The 18202-nt window shown below is 34.3% G+C and carries 17 protein-coding genes, 1 pseudogene and 2 riboswitches; of the genes and pseudogenes, 10 read left to right on the forward strand and 8 right to left on the reverse strand.

Annotated features, from left to right (window positions below):
* Window positions 1-112: 112 nt before the first annotated feature.
* Together MKY78_RS06670 and msrA are read left to right on the forward strand one after the other, a co-directional pair.
* The gene (locus tag MKY78_RS06670) at window positions 113-940 is read left to right on the forward strand and encodes a MerR family transcriptional regulator (protein ID WP_339217064.1); all 828 of its coding nucleotides are present in this window, start codon (window positions 113-115) and stop codon (window positions 938-940) included.
* 162 nt (window positions 941-1102) lie between these two features.
* On the forward strand, window positions 1103-1627 hold the full coding sequence (gene msrA, locus MKY78_RS06675) for a peptide-methionine (S)-S-oxide reductase MsrA (protein WP_339217065.1): 525 nt from the start codon (window positions 1103-1105) through the stop codon (window positions 1625-1627).
* 108 nt (window positions 1628-1735) lie between these two features.
* On the opposite strand, the gene MKY78_RS06680 is transcribed toward msrA, so the two are convergent.
* The gene (locus tag MKY78_RS06680; protein ID WP_339217066.1) at window positions 1736-3025 is read right to left on the reverse strand and encodes an NCS2 family permease; all 1290 of its coding nucleotides are present in this window, start codon (window positions 3023-3025) and stop codon (window positions 1736-1738) included.
* Window positions 3026-3164: 139 nt separating this feature from the next.
* A riboswitch (purine riboswitch) is annotated at window positions 3165-3265 on the reverse strand.
* Window positions 3266-3567: 302 nt separating this feature from the next.
* Here MKY78_RS06680 and MKY78_RS06685 point away from each other — a divergent pair.
* Window positions 3568-4089, forward strand: coding sequence for a GNAT family N-acetyltransferase (locus MKY78_RS06685; protein ID WP_339217067.1), 522 nt, complete (start codon window positions 3568-3570; stop codon window positions 4087-4089).
* A gap of 487 nt (window positions 4090-4576) precedes the next feature.
* Here the strand turns inward: MKY78_RS06685 and MKY78_RS06690 are convergent, their stop codons facing one another.
* A complete protein-coding gene (locus MKY78_RS06690; protein ID WP_339217068.1) occupies window positions 4577-5200 on the reverse strand; it encodes a TetR/AcrR family transcriptional regulator in 624 nt (207 codons plus the stop codon).
* Between the two features lie 188 nt (window positions 5201-5388).
* Here MKY78_RS06690 and MKY78_RS06695 point away from each other — a divergent pair, with 188 nt between their 5' ends.
* Entirely contained in the window at window positions 5389-6735 is a 1347-nt protein-coding gene (locus MKY78_RS06695; RefSeq protein WP_339217069.1) for an MATE family efflux transporter, read from the forward strand.
* Window positions 6736-7139: 404 nt separating this feature from the next.
* Here MKY78_RS06695 and MKY78_RS06700 read toward each other — a convergent pair whose 3' ends face one another.
* The 3 genes and pseudogenes from MKY78_RS06700 to MKY78_RS06710 all read right to left on the reverse strand — a co-directional run.
* Complete coding sequence (locus MKY78_RS06700; protein WP_339217070.1) at window positions 7140-7541, reverse strand: hypothetical protein; 402 nt, start codon at window positions 7539-7541, stop codon at window positions 7140-7142.
* Window positions 7542-7543: 2 nt separating this feature from the next.
* Entirely contained in the window at window positions 7544-8353 is an 810-nt protein-coding gene (locus MKY78_RS06705; RefSeq protein ID WP_339217071.1) for a metallophosphoesterase, read from the reverse strand.
* A 172-nt stretch (window positions 8354-8525) separates the two neighbouring features.
* Window positions 8526-8792, reverse strand: a pseudogene (locus MKY78_RS06710) (hypothetical protein); the annotation flags it as partial.
* 247 nt (window positions 8793-9039) lie between these two features.
* On the opposite strand from MKY78_RS06710, the gene MKY78_RS06715 reads away from it, so the two are divergent.
* From MKY78_RS06715 to MKY78_RS06740, 6 genes are all read left to right on the forward strand, one after another.
* Complete coding sequence (locus MKY78_RS06715; RefSeq protein ID WP_339217072.1) at window positions 9040-9279, forward strand: hypothetical protein; 240 nt, start codon at window positions 9040-9042, stop codon at window positions 9277-9279.
* Window positions 9280-9400: 121 nt separating this feature from the next.
* Complete coding sequence (locus MKY78_RS06720) at window positions 9401-9916, forward strand: hypothetical protein (RefSeq protein WP_339217073.1); 516 nt, start codon at window positions 9401-9403, stop codon at window positions 9914-9916.
* A gap of 199 nt (window positions 9917-10115) precedes the next feature.
* Window positions 10116-10445 carry a hypothetical protein gene (locus MKY78_RS06725; protein ID WP_339217074.1) on the forward strand — a complete coding sequence of 110 codons (330 nt, stop codon included), beginning with the start codon at window positions 10116-10118 and terminating at the stop codon, window positions 10443-10445.
* Between the two features lie 33 nt (window positions 10446-10478).
* On the forward strand, window positions 10479-11480 hold the full coding sequence (locus tag MKY78_RS06730) for a hypothetical protein (RefSeq protein WP_339217075.1): 1002 nt from the start codon (window positions 10479-10481) through the stop codon (window positions 11478-11480).
* Between the two features lie 210 nt (window positions 11481-11690).
* The gene (locus MKY78_RS06735) at window positions 11691-11903 is read left to right on the forward strand and encodes a hypothetical protein (protein ID WP_339217076.1); all 213 of its coding nucleotides are present in this window, start codon (window positions 11691-11693) and stop codon (window positions 11901-11903) included.
* Between the two features lie 213 nt (window positions 11904-12116).
* Window positions 12117-12599: a hypothetical protein gene (locus MKY78_RS06740; RefSeq protein ID WP_339217077.1), complete on the forward strand. Its 483-nt coding sequence runs from the start codon at window positions 12117-12119 to the stop codon at window positions 12597-12599.
* Window positions 12600-12892: 293 nt separating this feature from the next.
* Here the strand turns inward: MKY78_RS06740 and guaA are convergent, their stop codons facing one another.
* The 3 genes from guaA to MKY78_RS06755 form a co-directional block, all read right to left on the reverse strand.
* Window positions 12893-14425 carry a glutamine-hydrolyzing GMP synthase gene (gene guaA, locus MKY78_RS06745; RefSeq protein WP_186869050.1) on the reverse strand — a complete coding sequence of 511 codons (1533 nt, stop codon included), beginning with the start codon at window positions 14423-14425 and terminating at the stop codon, window positions 12893-12895.
* Between the two features lie 181 nt (window positions 14426-14606).
* A riboswitch (purine riboswitch) is annotated at window positions 14607-14708 on the reverse strand.
* A 31-nt stretch (window positions 14709-14739) separates the two neighbouring features.
* Complete coding sequence (locus tag MKY78_RS06750; RefSeq protein WP_339217078.1) at window positions 14740-16935, reverse strand: transglutaminase domain-containing protein; 2196 nt, start codon at window positions 16933-16935, stop codon at window positions 14740-14742.
* Window positions 16932-18200, reverse strand: coding sequence for a DUF58 domain-containing protein (locus tag MKY78_RS06755; RefSeq protein WP_339217079.1), 1269 nt, complete (start codon window positions 18198-18200; stop codon window positions 16932-16934). The genes MKY78_RS06750 and MKY78_RS06755 overlap by 4 nt, the downstream gene beginning before the upstream one ends.
* Window positions 18201-18202: the final 2 nt, after the last annotated feature.

The following is an 18202-nucleotide window of genomic DNA, read 5'->3' on the forward strand; positions in this document are numbered from 1 at the left end:
TCATTCTCCCTAACCTTTACTTTATATATATAAACATATAGATAATTTTCTATTTACAACTAAATATCCTAATGTATATAGTAACTATATAGTCAAGATGGAGTTGATCATAATGAGCAAAAAAAAGAAATATTTAACGTCTGGTGAGTTTGCCAAGCTTTGTAAAGTAAACAAGCAAACTCTGTTTTACTACGATCAAATTGGCCTTTTATCCCCCATTATAAAAAACGAGAAAGGATACCGCTTTTATTCCATTCATCAAATAGAGCTATTTAATGTAATTGATTTATTAAAGGATCTAGATATGTCCTTGAAAGACATTCAACACTACATGAATAATAAATCACCAGAGAAATTTCTAGAACTAATGCATCAAAAGAAAGAAGAAATCGTCATCAAACGTCAAGAAATAGAAATGAAGGAGAAGCTTATTGAAGCAAAAATAGAATTAATGGAAGATGCCGCCCAAACCGATTTTGAGCAAATCACGTTAACACAATTGCCAGAAGCAACACTTTATTTAAGTAGAAATATTGAAAACATCTCAAATGATGAATTTGTTAAGGTCGTTTCTGATTTTATTGACGAGTTATACATATCCAAGCTAGATACAGGATATCCAATTGGGGTTATTACGAAAAGAGAGCATATTTTAAAAGGGGAATATACAAATTATAGTTATTTGTATATGGAGCAACCTACACCTAAGCAAGGTTATCCGTACTTTCAAGCAGTTAAGGGAGACTTCTTAATTGGCTATCATATCGGGGGAGTCGCAACAGTTAACCAAACCTATAAACGTTTCTTAAAAGAAATGGATAGATTAAATCTAGTCTTAGGAGATTATGTTTTTGAAGAGTTCGTATATGATTCCATTGTAAAAAATAACGAGGAAGAATACGTCACTAAAATTATGCTACATGTTTATAAGAAGGATTAACTATAGTTACATAGAATTCCTTCTAACCTTTTCATATTAATTTCTGAAATTTTTCTTTAGGATAGTTTTCCTAAATATGATATAGTTTTATATAATCTTATTTAGTTCAATATGATGTAGCCTGTCTACATCGTCTATAGCACAATGTGGGGGATATATAATATGACAACATTAAAGAAAGCAACATTTGCTGGCGGCTGCTTCTGGTGTATGGTAAAACCTTTCGATCAGTGGGACGGTGTGCATGCTGTTGTTTCTGGTTATACTGGTGGCCATGTAGAAAATCCAACGTATGAGGAAGTAAAGACGGGTACTACTGGTCATTACGAAGCAGTTGAAATTACGTTTGATCCAAGTATTATTTCCTATAATGAAATATTAGAGGTTTACTGGCGCCAAATTGATCCAACCGATGCTGGTGGTCAGTTCCAAGATCGTGGAGAACAATATCGCACGGCTGTCTTCTATCATGATGAAGAGCAGAAAGCACAAGCAGAAGCTTCTAAACAAGCATTAGCGGAAAGTGGCCGATTCCAAAAGCCAATTGTAACAGAGATTCTACCAGCTGTTACATTCTATCCAGCGGAAGATTATCATCAAGATTTCTATAAAAAAAGCGAAAAAGAATATAAAGAAGATCGGGCCAAATCAGGCCGTGATGAGTTTATCGAAGAGAATTGGAAGTAAGATTAATTAGCATCCGTCATGACGGGTGCTTTTTCTATTTTAATAGATTAAAAAACTGGCCGCCCATGAATCGACGACCAGTAATTTATAATTGGTTTAAGTTAACTCCTACAAGAAAATAAAGTATGCAACAAAGATGACAAACAGTACATACATAACTGGATGGATTTGCTTCGCTTTTCCAGAAACAAGCATTGTGATTGGGTAGAAAATAAATCCAATTGCAATACCAGTAGCAATACTGTATGTTAATGGCATCATAATAACCGTTAAGAAGGCTGGAACAGCGATTGCGAAGTTATTCCAATCGATATCCTTTAACGCTGTTGCCATCAATACCCCAACAATAATCAATGCTGGTGCAGTAACTGCTGATGTCACGATACTTAATAGTGGTGAGAAGAATAACGCTAATAGGAAAAATCCTGCTGTTACAACAGAAGTAAATCCAGAACGTCCCCCAACTCCAACACCTGAAGAAGATTCGACGAAAGAAGTAGTAGTTGACGTACCTACTGCTGCACCAACAACTGTCGCTGCTGAGTCAGCAAACAATGCCTTACCAGCACGTGGTAATTTATTATCCTTCATTAACCCTGCTTGTGACGATACCGCAACTAAAGTTCCTGCCGTATCAAAGAAATCGACAAATAAGAAAGTAAGAATGACAACTAGCATTTGGATAGTGAAAATGTCACCAAAGTGTGCAAATGCTTGCCCGAACGTAGGTTCAAGACTTGGTACACTTCCAACAATACCATTGAACTCAGACAAACCGAAAATCAATCCAACAATAGTAGTAATGATCATACCATAAAAAATACCTGCTTTTAATTTAAGTGCTAATAGAATTACAGTTACTACTAATCCAAATATAGCAAGTAATACCATCGGATTGGTAAAATCCCCTAGTCCTAATAACGTATCTGGATCACCTACAATAATTTCAGCATTTTGAAGACCAACAAATGCAATAAATAATCCAATACCTGCTCCTACTGCTTTCTTCAATTCAGCAGGGATAGCGTTAATTACTTTTTCACGAAGACCAGTTAATGTTAGCACAATAAAAATAAGTCCAGAAGCTAATACCCCAGCTAATGCTGTTTCCCAAGGAATACCCATTCCAATAACAACCGAAAATGCAAAGAATGCATTTAATCCCATTCCCGGTGCTAGGGCGATAGGATACTTCGCAATAAGACCCATTAATAACGTACCTACTGCTGCAGCGATTGCTGTTGCTGTAAATACCGCCCCTTGATCCATACCTGTTTCCTTTAAAATATCAGGGTTAACAAATAATATATATGCCATTGCTAAGAACGTTGTTAATCCGGCAGTAAATTCGGTGCGGAAATTAGTTCCTAATTGTTCAAATTGAAAAAACTTCTTCATTACTTTTCCTCCTAAAATAACTAAAAATGAATGCAAATAAAAAAAAGCAAGCTTAAATCCACCAATTGGGGACTTAAGCTTGCTACCAAAAAACTACGTGAGAAAAGTAATTGGATTCTAGTAAATAATAAACTATCATCTAAATATTACTAATCTGCGTAGTCAGACCATTTACGGTGGTCTGGTAGAAACTTTGGGCCATATCCCCTAAATTATACGCAAAGTATTCTTTTACCTTGTTTCAGATAATATGTTACTATTTTACTAGTTAAATGTCAACCATTCCCGAACGTTTTTACAAACAAAAAAAATAATGTTCGCCTTTTCACCCACGTCCCAAAACATTTTCGAGACTTAGGGAAGAAAGTACTCTCCCTCACTTCTAAATTCACCCATCAATGATTTACCATCACCTAATAACAACATCATGTTCAACAATTATAAGTAACTATCCTCTTTTAGAAGTGCATTTTACTTGTTTAAACGGCATTACCTCAGTAATAATAAGAAAACACATGTTAAAAATATCGGAGGATTAAATAATGCCAGTCTATACACGAAAAGCAACAATACATGACTTAGAAGCAATTATGTCGATTCTAAATGATGGAATTGCCTATTTAAAGGAGCAAGGATTACCCCAATGGCAAAATGGGGATGGTCCGACACCTGAATTAATTAAGCAAGATATCGAAAAAGGATATGCACATGTCTTAATCTCCGATAACAAGATAGCAGGATATGGCGCATTAGTTCCAGGCCCAGAAGCACCTTACGAAAATATGACGGGAGAATCATGGGAAGGACAAGAGGATTCTTACATCGTTATCCATAGAATAGCGGTAGATTTACATGTCCGTGGCAAAGGGTTATCCAAAATCTTATTACATGATTTAATAGTACTCTCTCGTCACATGGAATATAAAGATGTACGTATTGACACATACCCCAAAAATGAAATTATGCAAAAAGTGATTGTGAATGCAGGATTTCATTATAGTGGCATGATTTATTTCCCTGTTGAACACGGTGAGCGTAAAGCATATCAGCTTTTGCTTGATTGATAGGTGGAATATAAATAGCCCAGGCCTGAAAAGTTAATATAATCTGAGCAACTTCACTAAAGTAATGAATTAAGGAATTCAAAATTTGATTAGATTTGTATGATTTATTCTATCAATCTTCAAACTATACACAACTAGAATATAACGGCGGTTTTGAAAATAACAAATTTCAAAACCGCCGTTTTTTTAATAAGCATATTTTTTTCTTTTGGGAAAAACACAGAAGATAAGGACCGTTCTCTTGTAAACCTAACTCAAGAAGAACCAGGAAATCTCGTTATTACCAAAATCATACTACAATAGTGTTCAATACCATGGCCGAACTACAACATGAATTTTGCATTCAGCCATAACTATCATTATTTTCCTGATACATAAAACGATAATATCGATGTATCCGGGTCCATATCTGATTAAACAGACAAGAACCACAAGTGAGTTTATACTCACATTATGATTGTTAGTAATTATTTATTACTATCTCGTACTAAGAGAAATATTTTGCAAGAATGTCTACAGCAGCTTCAATGATATTCTCTTTATCCAAGTTATCATTTTCTTTATAAAGAATCCTATCAATTACAGTAGTAATGAAGTCAACTATAATCGCAGACGTTGTCTCCATATCATCAACACTACTCCCAAATCGGGCGATAAAACTCATAGTCATTGTACGTATTCGCTCTGTTTGTGTGTCCATGATACGTGCTACTTGTGGTTTTGAGTAATACATTATGAGCATTTCTCTGTTCAGCTTCTTCACAGGTTCATGTATTTCAAGTAATTTGACCATAAGATTTTTTAACCATTGCTTCATATCACGGACATATAGCTCATAGCTTAAATCCTCGTCTTGTTCATGGAAAAATGAGAGGAACCTCTTATGGTAGTCATCCAATATACTAAGAAATATTGCATCTTTATCCTTGAAATATGAATATAGGCTCCCTATTGATACGCCAGCAACTTTGGCTATTTCATTTGTCGTTGTTTCGTAATACCCTTTTTCACTGAATAATTTTATGCCAGCTTCCAATATTTTGTCCCGGTTTTGTATACTTCTATCTTGCTTGGGAATTCGACGCTTTGTTCCATTTAAATGGTTTTCCAAATTACTATCATCCTTTCCTATCTAAATAATAGTGTAATTTTGTTTTATAAATCCGTCAATGATAATACGAGCTTTTACTCACGTTTTTATTGACAACATCTGTAAGTCAGAGTATACTTCAGAACATGAGTAATTGCTCACATTAATTTGTAGGATTATGAGGTGATCTTATTAGTAAACTTGAAACCATGCCAGTACCAAAGTTAATTAGGAATTTATCCACGCCTGCTATCCTTGCCTTATTAGTAAATTCAATCAATATGGCTATTGATCGTATCTTCATAGCTATGGGCGTCAATACGCTAGCAATTTCAGCTGTAACTGTGGCTTTTGGCTTGTACCTTATTATGCAGTCATTGGCTCAGTTAATAGGGTCTGGGGCAGGTGCAAATCTATCAATTGTTCTGGGAAAAAACGATAATGAACGGGCACAGAAAATTGTAGGTACATCGTTCGTTCTATCATTGACGTTGTCTTTATTAATTGCTGTGTTGGGGATAATATTCCTTAAGCCTATTCTTTACTTATACGGTGCCAATGGTGAGAATATTGATTATGCCGCTGAGTATTCAACCTATTTACTTTTGGGTTCCGTCTTCTTCGTTATTTCACAATCAATGAATAGTATCATCCGCAGCATGGGTTTTGCAAAAAGAGCATTCATCAATTTTATTGTTGGCATATTTGTTAATATAATCCTTGTCCCTATTTTTATCTTCATTTTAGGTCTTGGCGTTGGTGGAGCTGCACTTGGAACCGTAATTGCAAACCTTGTTAGTGCAACGTTGTCCTTGCAATTCCTATTTAAAAACAATTCTGGTATTATGCTACACCACAAATACATGCGCTTATATCTCGATGAAGTAAAGAAAATTATAGCTATTGGGTTTTCCGGCTTTATTGGACAAATATCGTTAAGCTTGGTTGCTTTGATATTCAATCGAGTATCCTACGAATATGGAGGAAATACCGGTCTTGCCGCTTATGGTGTAATATACACTATCGCTATGCTCGTATATATGCCAATAATAGGTCTCGGCCAAGGGATTCAGCCTATTATCGGATACAGTTATGGTCATGCAGCAATAAATCGTGTAAAGGAAACGATGAAATATGCATTAAAGTACGTTTTGTTTTTTTGCATCTTCATGTTTTTATTAATTGAGATTTTTAGTAGTTATATTATTTTAGCTTTTGGTGGGAGCACCGATCCCGAACTATTGGAAACTGCAACGTTTGGTTTGCGTATTTTCTGCTGTATGGTACCGATTGTTGGTATTCAAATGATCGGAGCCAATTTCTTTCAATATATAGGAGATGCTCGGAAAGCAATTTTCTTAAGCTCATTAAGACAACTGATCCTGCTGCTGCCACTTGTTTATATTCTGCCGAAGTTCCTTGGTTTACTCGGAGTATGGTTGGCTACTCCTGTTGCTGACCTAATATCATTTACAGTAGTTGCAATATATTTATGGCTTCAATACAAAAAATTCAAGCCCGAAGTAGGCTTGAAAATTGATGACCAAGCATTATAAAGGGGTTGAAATTTTTGGTATTTATTTTTGGGGATACAATTCATTAACACTTCTTCTATTTTACTTGTACATGTCCTCAAGAACAAAAAGGAACCTTTCTGATATGTGACTGGTTACTTTTTCTCATAGGATTGCTGATTATTATCATGATTTTGAAAACACAACAGATTTAATTAGATATGAAGCTGCACATTATAAGTGTATGTACTATGAAGGCGTAAAGGATTAAAAACAAATAATTCAATAACAATGCAATGAAAAGAGCTGAAACCCTTGTAAACAAAGGGGTTCAGCTCTCCTTCTATTACTCCCACTCAATAATAATCCATTCCTTGCAAAGCCCTTTAATAAGGGGCTTTACTAGTATTAATTAGATTTTGGTGGGGTTAATGGTGGGTATCTTCTTATCTAGCATTTAATGAATTGATATAAACTAAATAACAAGCAAAATCTCCAAAACGTTTTCTATCTCTTTCTATCGTTCCTAATTGTTCAAACCAAGTAGAATCCCACTTTCGCTCTCTCATATATGCAGCAATCACTTTTAAGCTAACCATGAAAGCATTGTGTTGCCTTGTCCTACTTTCATCATTTTCTCTTTTTTCATTAATATCTTGAATACACCACTTTGCCCTTGTATTGGCATAAATAATTGCGTTAGTCATCATCTCTTCCCAATACTCTCTAAATTCTATATCATTTTTATTAGCTGATTCAAAAATCTGATTATAAATTTTGGTCGATTCCTCGAATGTTAAACTATCATTAGCTTTTAAATAAGTTTCATAGGTAGGCATATTACTCATAATCAACTATTCCTCTTCGTTATTTTGTATTCATTCCAAGAACCATCAATTTGTTTCTCATAACTTGAATATACACCTGCACAGGTATCAAACTTTAATAATGGAATTAAATTACTATCTACTGTCTGACCATCAATAAAAAAATGACTCTGCCCATCCCAAAATACTTTACCAAAATAACCTCTATCATTGGAAACCTCAACTGTAGAGACATGCCCCGCAATTATGTCTTTATAGAATGTGCCTGTTTCTGCAGGATATTTCCATGTAAATTCATGCGGATCTGTAGCATGCTTCCATAAATCTGAATCGGTCTCACATATTCCAGCATGTACGAATATTTGGTTTTCCGTTTCATAATAGAATTCTTCTCTTTTTGATAATAACCATTCCAGTAATCCTGTATGTACCTTCTTCAACTCACCTTTGATAAAGTTACTCATTCTTAGTGTAGAGCCTTTGAGATGTAGTAATTCTCTAAAAACATATTCCCAATGTGCTGCTTTAAAAAAACTTTTTGTCGTTAATAATTGCTCATCATGTGATAACCACATAAATTCATCCTTATCGCAATACCAATCAAGAAACATCTGCTCATGATTTCCAATTAATACAACAACTTGAGTAGGATATCTTTCTTCTAAATTTTTTATATGATAAAGAACTTTACAACTATCCTTCCCTCTACTTATATAATCACCTAAGAATAGAAGTTTATTATTCTTATTAGACTCTAAATCAACTAAACTCAAAGTATCAACTAAAGCTTCATAACACCCATGAATATCACTAATAGAATATACCGTAGTCACCTAAACACTCCTTTATTATTTATGGATTTTATAAACTTTCCAATCTAAGTATGATTCTCTGAATCTACCATCCATTATACCCTTGTATTTATTACAGAAGAAACTATTTTCATTCCATGTGTAAAGAATCTTCTCACCGTCAGCATAGTCATTACCACATTCATTACAATAACTACTTAATCACAGTATTAATACCAATCTCCATCACCTTTTCATATCTTTTTATAGATTGATTTCCATTAAAATCTCTTTCCCTTTTTGTCGCAGTATCTATTTTAATATTCCATTTCATCAGCAACCACTGTATCAGCACCTTGCCACATATGGGAATATTGTTTTAATATGATTTCTGGACTAGAATGCCCCATACGTTGCGATAGTACAAGTACAGATACATTAATTCACTAATTAAATACGAAGCATGTGAGTGCCTCAATCCCTAGCTTGAATTGTTGAATTTATGCGGTTTTGATTGTTTAGAAGAAGTTAGAAAAGATACTGTTTCACTTGCCACTTGTATTGGTTGCAAAATGGTTACAGTAAAATTTACCAGTCCATTCTCTAATTATACACATTCTTCACTTTAAAGGAGAAAATAATTTGTTTTGATTATACTTCTGATATATATTTACATTGAAACGTCAAATCCATATGGAAGTCGATTATGGAATTTCAACAAAGACCTTTTGAAAATTACTTACACTAGATTTAGCAGCGTTACCTTGGAAGAAATGGAATCAACCTATAAAGCTATCTTTGATAATGCAGATAAAAAGAGTGAGGATTTTTTAGTCTATTGGAAGGATATTATAAAGAGGCGAACTACGAAGCATAATAGTGTAATTATTTCATTTTTGGAAAATGTATTTAAGCAAAATAACCGGAACGCTGATACTTGGAACATAAAAATTATTCTTACAAAGTGATAATCCTACAAGAAATAAGAACGATTTACGAGATGTTCGTAAAAGAATTGGCGACTTTGCGAACTATCTAGCGTTTGTTTATGCACTATCCGCTATATAAATTTGAATTGGAGATGATTACATGGAATTACAAGTTAGGATAGCTACTGAAACTGCTCAAATGCTTGAATTACTAAAAGAACATTATCAAAAGAAAAATGGTATTGTTTTCACTAAAGGAGAAGTCTTATCCAAAGCAATCATAGATACTTATGATGAATGGACGGAAATAGATTGGAGTAAGACATTAAGTTTATTACCCAAAAACGAAATTTTAGAGAGATATGAAATTTCTTCCGGATCATTAAGGCCAAAATTTCAAATTTCGAATAGTATAGAGTCTAAAATTGATGAACTGCGAAGAATAATTAAACGAAGCGTGGATGCAAGGTCTGTAACAATCGGTGCTACAATTAAATTTGTTTTCATTCAAGCCATTTATGAAATACAACATGAGAGTGCTATTTCGGTCGAGACTGTTGTTAATGATACTTTAGACCTTTTTTTAACTGATAATATATCAGCTAAAGAAAAAGAAATTCTACAAAAATTCGCTGACAATCTTTTGACTAAATTTGAAATAAACGACCTATTATAAATTCTATTTTAGAACTCTTATAAATTTTTCACCTATAATTATAGTCACCTAAGTGGAGAATTTTTATTGACAAGACGTTAAAAAAGCATTATTATAAAGGAGAATCAACGTCAAAAAAATGGGTTCAATGTTGTTCTTTGAAAATTGAATAAGTACTCGCTACTAAATCTAATGCCCATTTAAAACTGGAGGTCGAATTATGTCAGTTAACATTATTACTCTTAACGCAATTACTAAATCACCTTTTGCAATGAAGCTTTATGACACGCTGGGCAGTTACATTTTTGAATATCTCTTAAGTGATGACCATTGTGTTGATGACAAAATCCAAGAAAGAACAGTTGAACTTTTGAAACAATGCAACAAATTTGCTAAAGCAAACAAAATGAACAACCTTTGTGAAATCTACGAAGTGTTCGGACTAGAACAAGACGCAATGATAATTTATCGTAGTGTCGTAAAACACTTGATCCAGGAAAAACAACAGATTGAAGAAATTGAAATTACGATAAAACGAAAAGGCAATTAAGCCTTTTCTCTTAACTTAAGGAGGTAAAAAAATATGAACAGTGAAGAATGGGTAAAACAGCTATTCAAATATTGTGATGAAAACAATATAAACCCTTGGGATTTTGATTTCAAGCAGTGTTACGTGAACGAAAAACTGGATGAGTCAAAGCCAAAATTGCCATTAATACTGCAATATAAGAGCTATTTACTTAAGGATAAAAATGAAAAATTTAATATTACCGGCAAGACTGGTAAGGAAGCTGATTGCGACAAGGAAAGTTTTCATATTTATAAAATTTTGAACTGGCAAAAAGACCCAAATGACCAAATACGTGGTGACTCTATGAATTCCTTTGTTTCAACATTCAATAGGCTTATATCTGTAAATTTATACAAAGATGTACCAAAAAAAAATGTATTAGCCCCTTTCAGTGTTGAAAATGCAGAAACATTAAAATCAGAGTATGGAGAAATTCCAAAAATTGCTGATCTTAATTCAAGATTAATCCAAAACCCTGGTTTGCTAAAAAAATTCCATTTTTCAGAAGGAAATAAATCACGTATTCAATCCGGAGAAACAAAAGTAGATCTAATCGAGGAAATAGAAAAGTTTTCACGATTAACTCACTCCTTTGGTAATTACATTGTAATGTTATCATGGATGAACACAGGTAGAGGGAATGCACTTTCATCAACAAAAGATTATTGGGATTTGACTTTAAAAGACTTACACCATTATTTTTTAAGTATCGACGATAAAATTGGTGAACTAAATTGGCAAAAATTTATTAAAAAATATTATTTACAACCTTTTGTAAACAAAAATTTTATTGTCCAAGAACTATGGAATGAGCATTTTAATGTCCGAACTTACCCTAAAGAAATATCGGATTTTGAACAATTTTACCATAACATCAACTTACTGATTGAAGAACGAGGGAAATGGATGACCAAAAAACTTTGTGATAAATTACAGTTACAAAATTTTAATTTTTACAAAAAACATTTAGCAAATATGGAAGAAATAAAATTCTTTGATGAAATAATTAAATAACACTTACACACTAGCGTGGCTGAAAGTTCGGTGTGACTGCTTAATTGTATAATACAGGTTTCGATTAATAATCTGAAACACTTTTTCTAGTTTAATCGTTGCGTTTTACACGGAGAGTCGGCATGATAGCTTTGTTCGGAAGGGCTGAATTATTACTTTAACCGTGTTTTGGATAGAATCATGTCCGTAGAGACTCTGTGTCAAACGGCAATGAGATCAATTATAATTTCCAATTATGTGTGCCATATAAATAAGCAAAACTGTGTCATTTTACATGACTGTCACATGGATATTCACTTTTCATATTTTTTCAATCGGAAATTAAAAGATATTACACCACCAACCATAAAAAAATGGCAGAATGTTCTCTTTGAAAATTATTCATCTGCATATATTCGCAATATCTACGGATTATTTCATTAGATTTAGCAGTAACAATAGGATTGATTAATAAAAATGCAGCTAAAGAAGTCGGAATCTAAAAAAAGTAAAGAAAAGTAGATTTTTGAACAAAAGATGAATTTGAAAGTGTTACAGCAATATTTGATTTATAAATATTTTGGGTTCATTTTAATTTAGTTATTATTGTTGGTAATCACTATGTTAAACGAAAATAGTCAAAAGGAGAGATTGTCATTGAATAAAGTTACTATCATGAGTCGTAAAAAATTTTTAGATTGGATGCCTCCAGTTCCAAAGGAACAAGCTGTAGCAATCAGAATTGGTGATAGAGCACCAGTAAAAGATACTGCTTCAAAACGATATCTAGATACATTATCTTTGGCTTTTTACGATGAATGGACTTTTGCTGATGAAATAGACCGAAGTACTCCTGAAGGCAGTAATAGATTAACTGAAAATGATAAAGTGATAATAGATGAATTTATAGATCGATACGCGGATAAGTATTTTTTTCTCCATTGTGAACAAGGGATTAGTCGAAGTTCAGCTATTGGATACTATATTTTAAAACGTCTTGGATGTATTGAAGAACTCAACGATAAAAAAGATAGTTCATTATATTATCCCAATATTGAAGTTTATGGTCTCTTGATTGGAAAGCCTTATACAAGAGATACTGCTACAGAATTAATGGATGAATTAAAAAAATTAGAGTAATAAATATTTACAGAAAGTCGTGCGAGGTAATGAATAAAATCCGTAAGAAGATAATTTCAGAGAATATGAAACACAGGCCTATTCATTAGAAAGACAGTTTTTGAATAAGGTAAACTTACATGAAGATTTTAGTTCATATCTAAAATAGAGTTCTTGACTCTATTCAAGAAAAAAGAAACGGATAACTGCCTTTAACCAATAGTGAATAATTTGGGTTGATTTCGAGATGGTTGCAACTTCAAATGAAAAGAGCCTAGAACCTTATCAAATAAAGATTTCTAGGCTTTTTCTTCTTATTCCCACTCAATCGTAGCAGGTGGCTTACTCGTAATGTCATACACTACTCTATTAATATGTGCTACTTCATTTACAATTCGAGTAGAGACTTTTTCCAATACATCAAATGGAATTCTTGCCCAGTCAGAGGTCATTCCATCAATAGAAGTTACTGCACGAATACCGATTGTGTAATCATACGTACGAGCATCTCCCATTACACCAACACTGCGAATATTAGGTAATACTGTGAAATACTGCCAGATATCGCGTTCTAAGCCTGCATTAGCAATTTCTTCTCTTAGAATAGCATCCGATTCGCGAACGATCTCTAGCTTCTCATCGGTAACTTCACCAAGTACACGAATAGCTAGTCCTGGTCCTGGGAATGGTTGACGCCATACGATTCGATCTGGTAAGCCTAATTGTGAACCTAATTCACGAACTTCGTCTTTAAATAATGTGTTTAAAGGCTCAATTAATTCAAATTGCATATCTTCAGGAAGTCCACCTACATTATGATGGGACTTAATAGTTTGTGCTGTTTCTGTTCCACTTTCAATAATATCGGTATAAAGTGTTCCTTGTGCTAGGAAATCCATATCCTTTAGCTTCGCCGCTTCATCATCGAAAACATAAATAAATTCGTTCCCAATAATTTTACGTTTTTTCTCTGGATCATCGACACCTTTTAGCTTAGATAGGAAACGCTCTGAAGCATCTACCTTGATCACATTCATATCAAAATCATCCGCGAATACCTTCATCACGTCATCTGCTTCATTCTTACGTAACAAACCATGGTCTACAAAAATACACGTTAATTGATCGCCAATTGCTTTATGAATTAAAGCTGCTACTACAGAAGAGTCAACACCACCACTTAGGGCACAAAGGACATTTCGGTTACCAACTTTTTCTCTAATTGCCTTTACTTCTTGTTCAATAAAGTTCTCAATTGTCCAGTCACCACTTGCTCCGCAAACATCGAATACGAAATTACGTAATAATTGATTTCCATACTCAGAGTGGCGTACTTCCGGGTGGAATTGAACACCGTACATCTTCTTCTCCTTCATGCTGAATGCGGCAATTGGAGTGGACGGATTTGTTGCATCTACTGTGAAAGTTGACGGTGCTTCAACAACTTTATCTCCGTGACTCATCCAGACTGTTTGTGCTTCTGGCGTTTCACTAAATAATACTGGATTATTTTGCAGGGAAATGGTTGCTTTTCCATATTCACGATTTTTGGATTTATCTACTTTTCCACCATAGTGTAATGCCATGAGCTGCATACCATAGCATATTCCAAGTACCGGTATGTCTAGTTCAAAAATTCTTTCGTCTGGTCGGAAGCTATTTTCATCATATACACTATGTGGTCCACCAGAAAGGATGATGCCTTTTGGGTTTATCTTTTTAATTTCTTCTATTGATATTTTGTGTGAATGTAGTTCACTATAGACACCAAATTCACGGATTCTTCGTGTAATTAATTGATTGTATTGGCTACCAAAGTCTAAAACTAGAATCATTTCGTTATCCATTGTTATTCTCCTTATATTGTAATATGTTGACCGCCATCCAAATGCAGCATGTAATATAGGCTTCATATATCCTTACTGCTAAAGAAAATAAAAAAAGTCTGGATTTCAGCCTTTCTATATCATACTCCTAGCATAGGAAGTACATAAATATAGAAAAAGGCAGAAATCCAGACTTGGGTAATATCTAGAATTCCGCCTTCATAGTCAGGGTATTATCGGTACCCCGGTAGAAACTTTCGAACCATATTATCGAGGATATATGAAAGCATGTGTTTATAAGTTAAACTTATTTTACTAGTGATAGGAAACTCTAGTCAACCCAATATACGTTTAATTAAATTTTTCCATAAATCCGACATTTCATCTTCTACATTGTGATTGGTACTATTTTGATAGATTAGCTTCTCATAGTTTGCTGTTAGCTTAGCCATTTCATTTGTACCATACCAATTATCTATTCGGACAGCAAATTCTCTCAGTGTTTGATCTGGTTCTTTCTGGAACCCTTTCTTACTCAATAATTTCAATACGAAATGGAAGGCTTCTTGATATGTCGCTTCATCCTTTCGTTTGGTCATTTTTCGCTCTAATAAATAGGTTCTTATTTGATTTCTCTTCCAGTATACTAATCCGATTCCAATAAGGAGAATCACTGCTAGAATAATCCCATGAACTATTGTAAATTCCATCTTTTGATCATCTGCTTTAGCAGCTGGGCTAAATGCCTCATCAGCCTCTTGTTCTGGCACTTCTAACTCTTGTTCTGGTGTTTGTGGTTCTGCTTCAGGTGCTTCTAGTACATCATCTTGTGTGGATGTATCAACAGCATAACTATTTGGTGCATTGAAGCCCTGTGTTGGCTCAAATGGTACCCATCCAATTCCTTCAAAATATACTTCTACCCATGAATGGGCATTGGCATTGGTTACTTGATATAGATTATTACCTTCCTCATCCACATTGTCGCCTATTTTTTCACCACTAGTAAATCCTTTTACCCACCTAGCTGGAATGTCTAGTGTACGAAGCATAACAACCATGGAAGTAGAGAAATTATCACAATATCCTACCTTTGTTTCAAACAAAAATTGATCTACATAATCTTGATCTTCCTCAGGAACAGCAACATCACTAATTTGGTAAACAAATCCATTAGCACCAAAATATCGTTCAATTGCACGGACTTTGTCATACTGATTATCGTGATTCGCTGTAATTTCTTCTGCTAGTACTTGGACCCTATTTGGCAAAGTGGATGGTAGACGAGTGTATTTCTCTAGTAAATCTTCATCTGCCGGTGTACCACTCTCCCTCATCTGATCGATAGGGTATGATGGCTTGTCATATATAATCTTATAATCAGACAGAACTACAGTACTATCATTTATTTCTGTTCTAATTTCACCTGTAGCATCATTTAGCTTCAAGGACACATTCTCATCAGAAGGGGTTACTTGATTAATTCCATACGGATAAAGTAGTTTCGAAATATACGCTCGTTCATCAAAATCTAGCCTCAACTGTCTTTCTTCTGTCACGACGTCTGAGGTGAAGGTTTCAAAGTTAATCATTCCATCCTCTTGTTCCTCAAATTCCTTCCGCTTTGAATTAAGCCAACCCTTCCCTGTATAAAGATCCTTGGATTCTACACGGAAATAATTGTCCTCCTTCATATAAGCTTTAAAGACTGGTGTATAATCTTGGACAAAGGATCCGCCAAGACTATCATCATTTTCACCATAACCAACCTTCTGAATTATTCCAACCCCACCAATCCCATTACCATTTACGACACCTTCTATAAACGGAACTGGATCAGCCCATTGTGGGTCAAGCTTTGGCGCTGCATAACCAACTACGGAAGATAATAATATAATGACTATTAATGGGAGAATCCAAAGTGGTCTCGTACCTAATCGATAGCTTTGTATATTCTCTTTTTGGATTTCCTTTAGAACATTCGCTAATCCTAAAGCTAAAAATGCAATAATGAATGTGCGTAAAATTGCCCAATCTGCGTTATATACAGTAAACGTATCTAACAGTGTGATATAAACAAACGTTAGAACACTGAATACCATAACCCGCTTTACTTGAACAAACCAATAGAAAATCAGATAGCTCATTAACCATATGATGAGTAAAAATAATAAGGTACGGAACATATTAGATAAATCAAACCATTGTCGCGATAGTAGAACTTGGATATTATAGGCAATTTCTGAATAGAATTCCTTGAACCAGGTCATACTCCAAAAACTATTGGCAGAATACAATCCATTCAAAATAAAAACAATCCCAAATCCTTTTAAAATAAAGGATAGCCACCATTTAATTTGAATAAGGCTGATAAAGAAACAAAAAAACGTATAGATAATAAAGATGCCGATGAACGTCGTATCCGTTACTTGATCTACTGGATAAAGCCACTCTAGAAATAACAATAAACCAGCCAGATAAAGAATAGAGGTGTAAACAAAAGGTATATTCGTTCTATTTAGTTTCCTCATAATGCATTCACCTCGATTGGATCCATAACCAAATCTTTCTCGGTTAACAGACTAATGCCAACCCCTTCATTACGAAGCTCTTGGATAACACGATGTTCCTCCATGGAAATACGGCCCTCGGACTGAATATATAGAATCATAAGCTTCTTCTCTCTTAGCCCCATATGTTGAAGGGTATCTCTTACCATGTGATCCAGATGCGTTGTAACTAATATGACAAAGTAGCTATTCGTTATTTTTTGCATTTCTTCTTTTAGCTTCCTAGCAAATGGATAGTTCAAACGTGGCTGTACTTGTGTTAAGTGCTTTCTGATTCCTTCCATTTTCGCAGGGTCATTTTTAACAGGGAAAAATACCGTATCCTCCCCAATCGATAGAAACCCAACTTGAGAGGCTTGTCTTCTTATCGTTTCCATTAAAGACATACTCGCCTCAATAGTGGCTTCATAAGCAAGTAAATTCATGCCATGATAGTAGCAATTATCTAAAATAATTAGCGTATCTGTACTTTTTTCCTGTTCAAATTCCTTGGTCATGACATCATTTTTCCTAGCTGTTTGTTTCCAATCGATCCAGGAAAATTTATCACCTGGCGTATATTCACGAACGCCAGTTGCAACGTTTGTATTTTTTAGATTTAAGGAAAAGGATGAAATCGAGCCTTGCTCATAGCTGTTTATCTTTTCAACTAAATGAATATTCCTTGTAACGGGATATACGATTAACTCATTCGTTACGGGATAAACATACTCCTTTTTAATTAATCCAAATATGTCACCTGTCTTAACACGAACAGCAGGAAGAACGTGAACCCCTCTAGGTAGCTGATCGAGATCATAGGTAATAATAAATTCACGCTTAAACCAAGGGAAAATAATCTTTTTCATTTGACGGTTTTGATACAATTTATTCGGTTGGTCCATATATTGGTATTTAGCATGCCGAATATCCATTCGATTTAACGACTCAGGAAACACTTCCTCAACGATGACATAATAAATAGGAAAGGGGATTTTACGTTTTATTTGGATAGAAGCCGTAATTCGATCCCCTGTGGCAACGACATGCTTAAACATATTCCTCTCCACATTCCAACGGGAAATCGGATAAAACAGTAAACCCACTAAATAGAGGAAGATTGGTAGAAAGCTATAAAATAGGAACCAGCTCGTAAAACCCCCTTGAAACATCGCATAAGCAAAAAGTATGACAAATAGGAATAAGATAAATAGACCATTACGTACTAAACGAAAAGCTGGTTTCATTA

Source organism: Ornithinibacillus sp. FSL M8-0202, assembly GCF_037975285.1.
Lineage (GTDB): Bacteria > Bacillota > Bacilli > Bacillales > Amphibacillaceae > Ornithinibacillus > Ornithinibacillus massiliensis.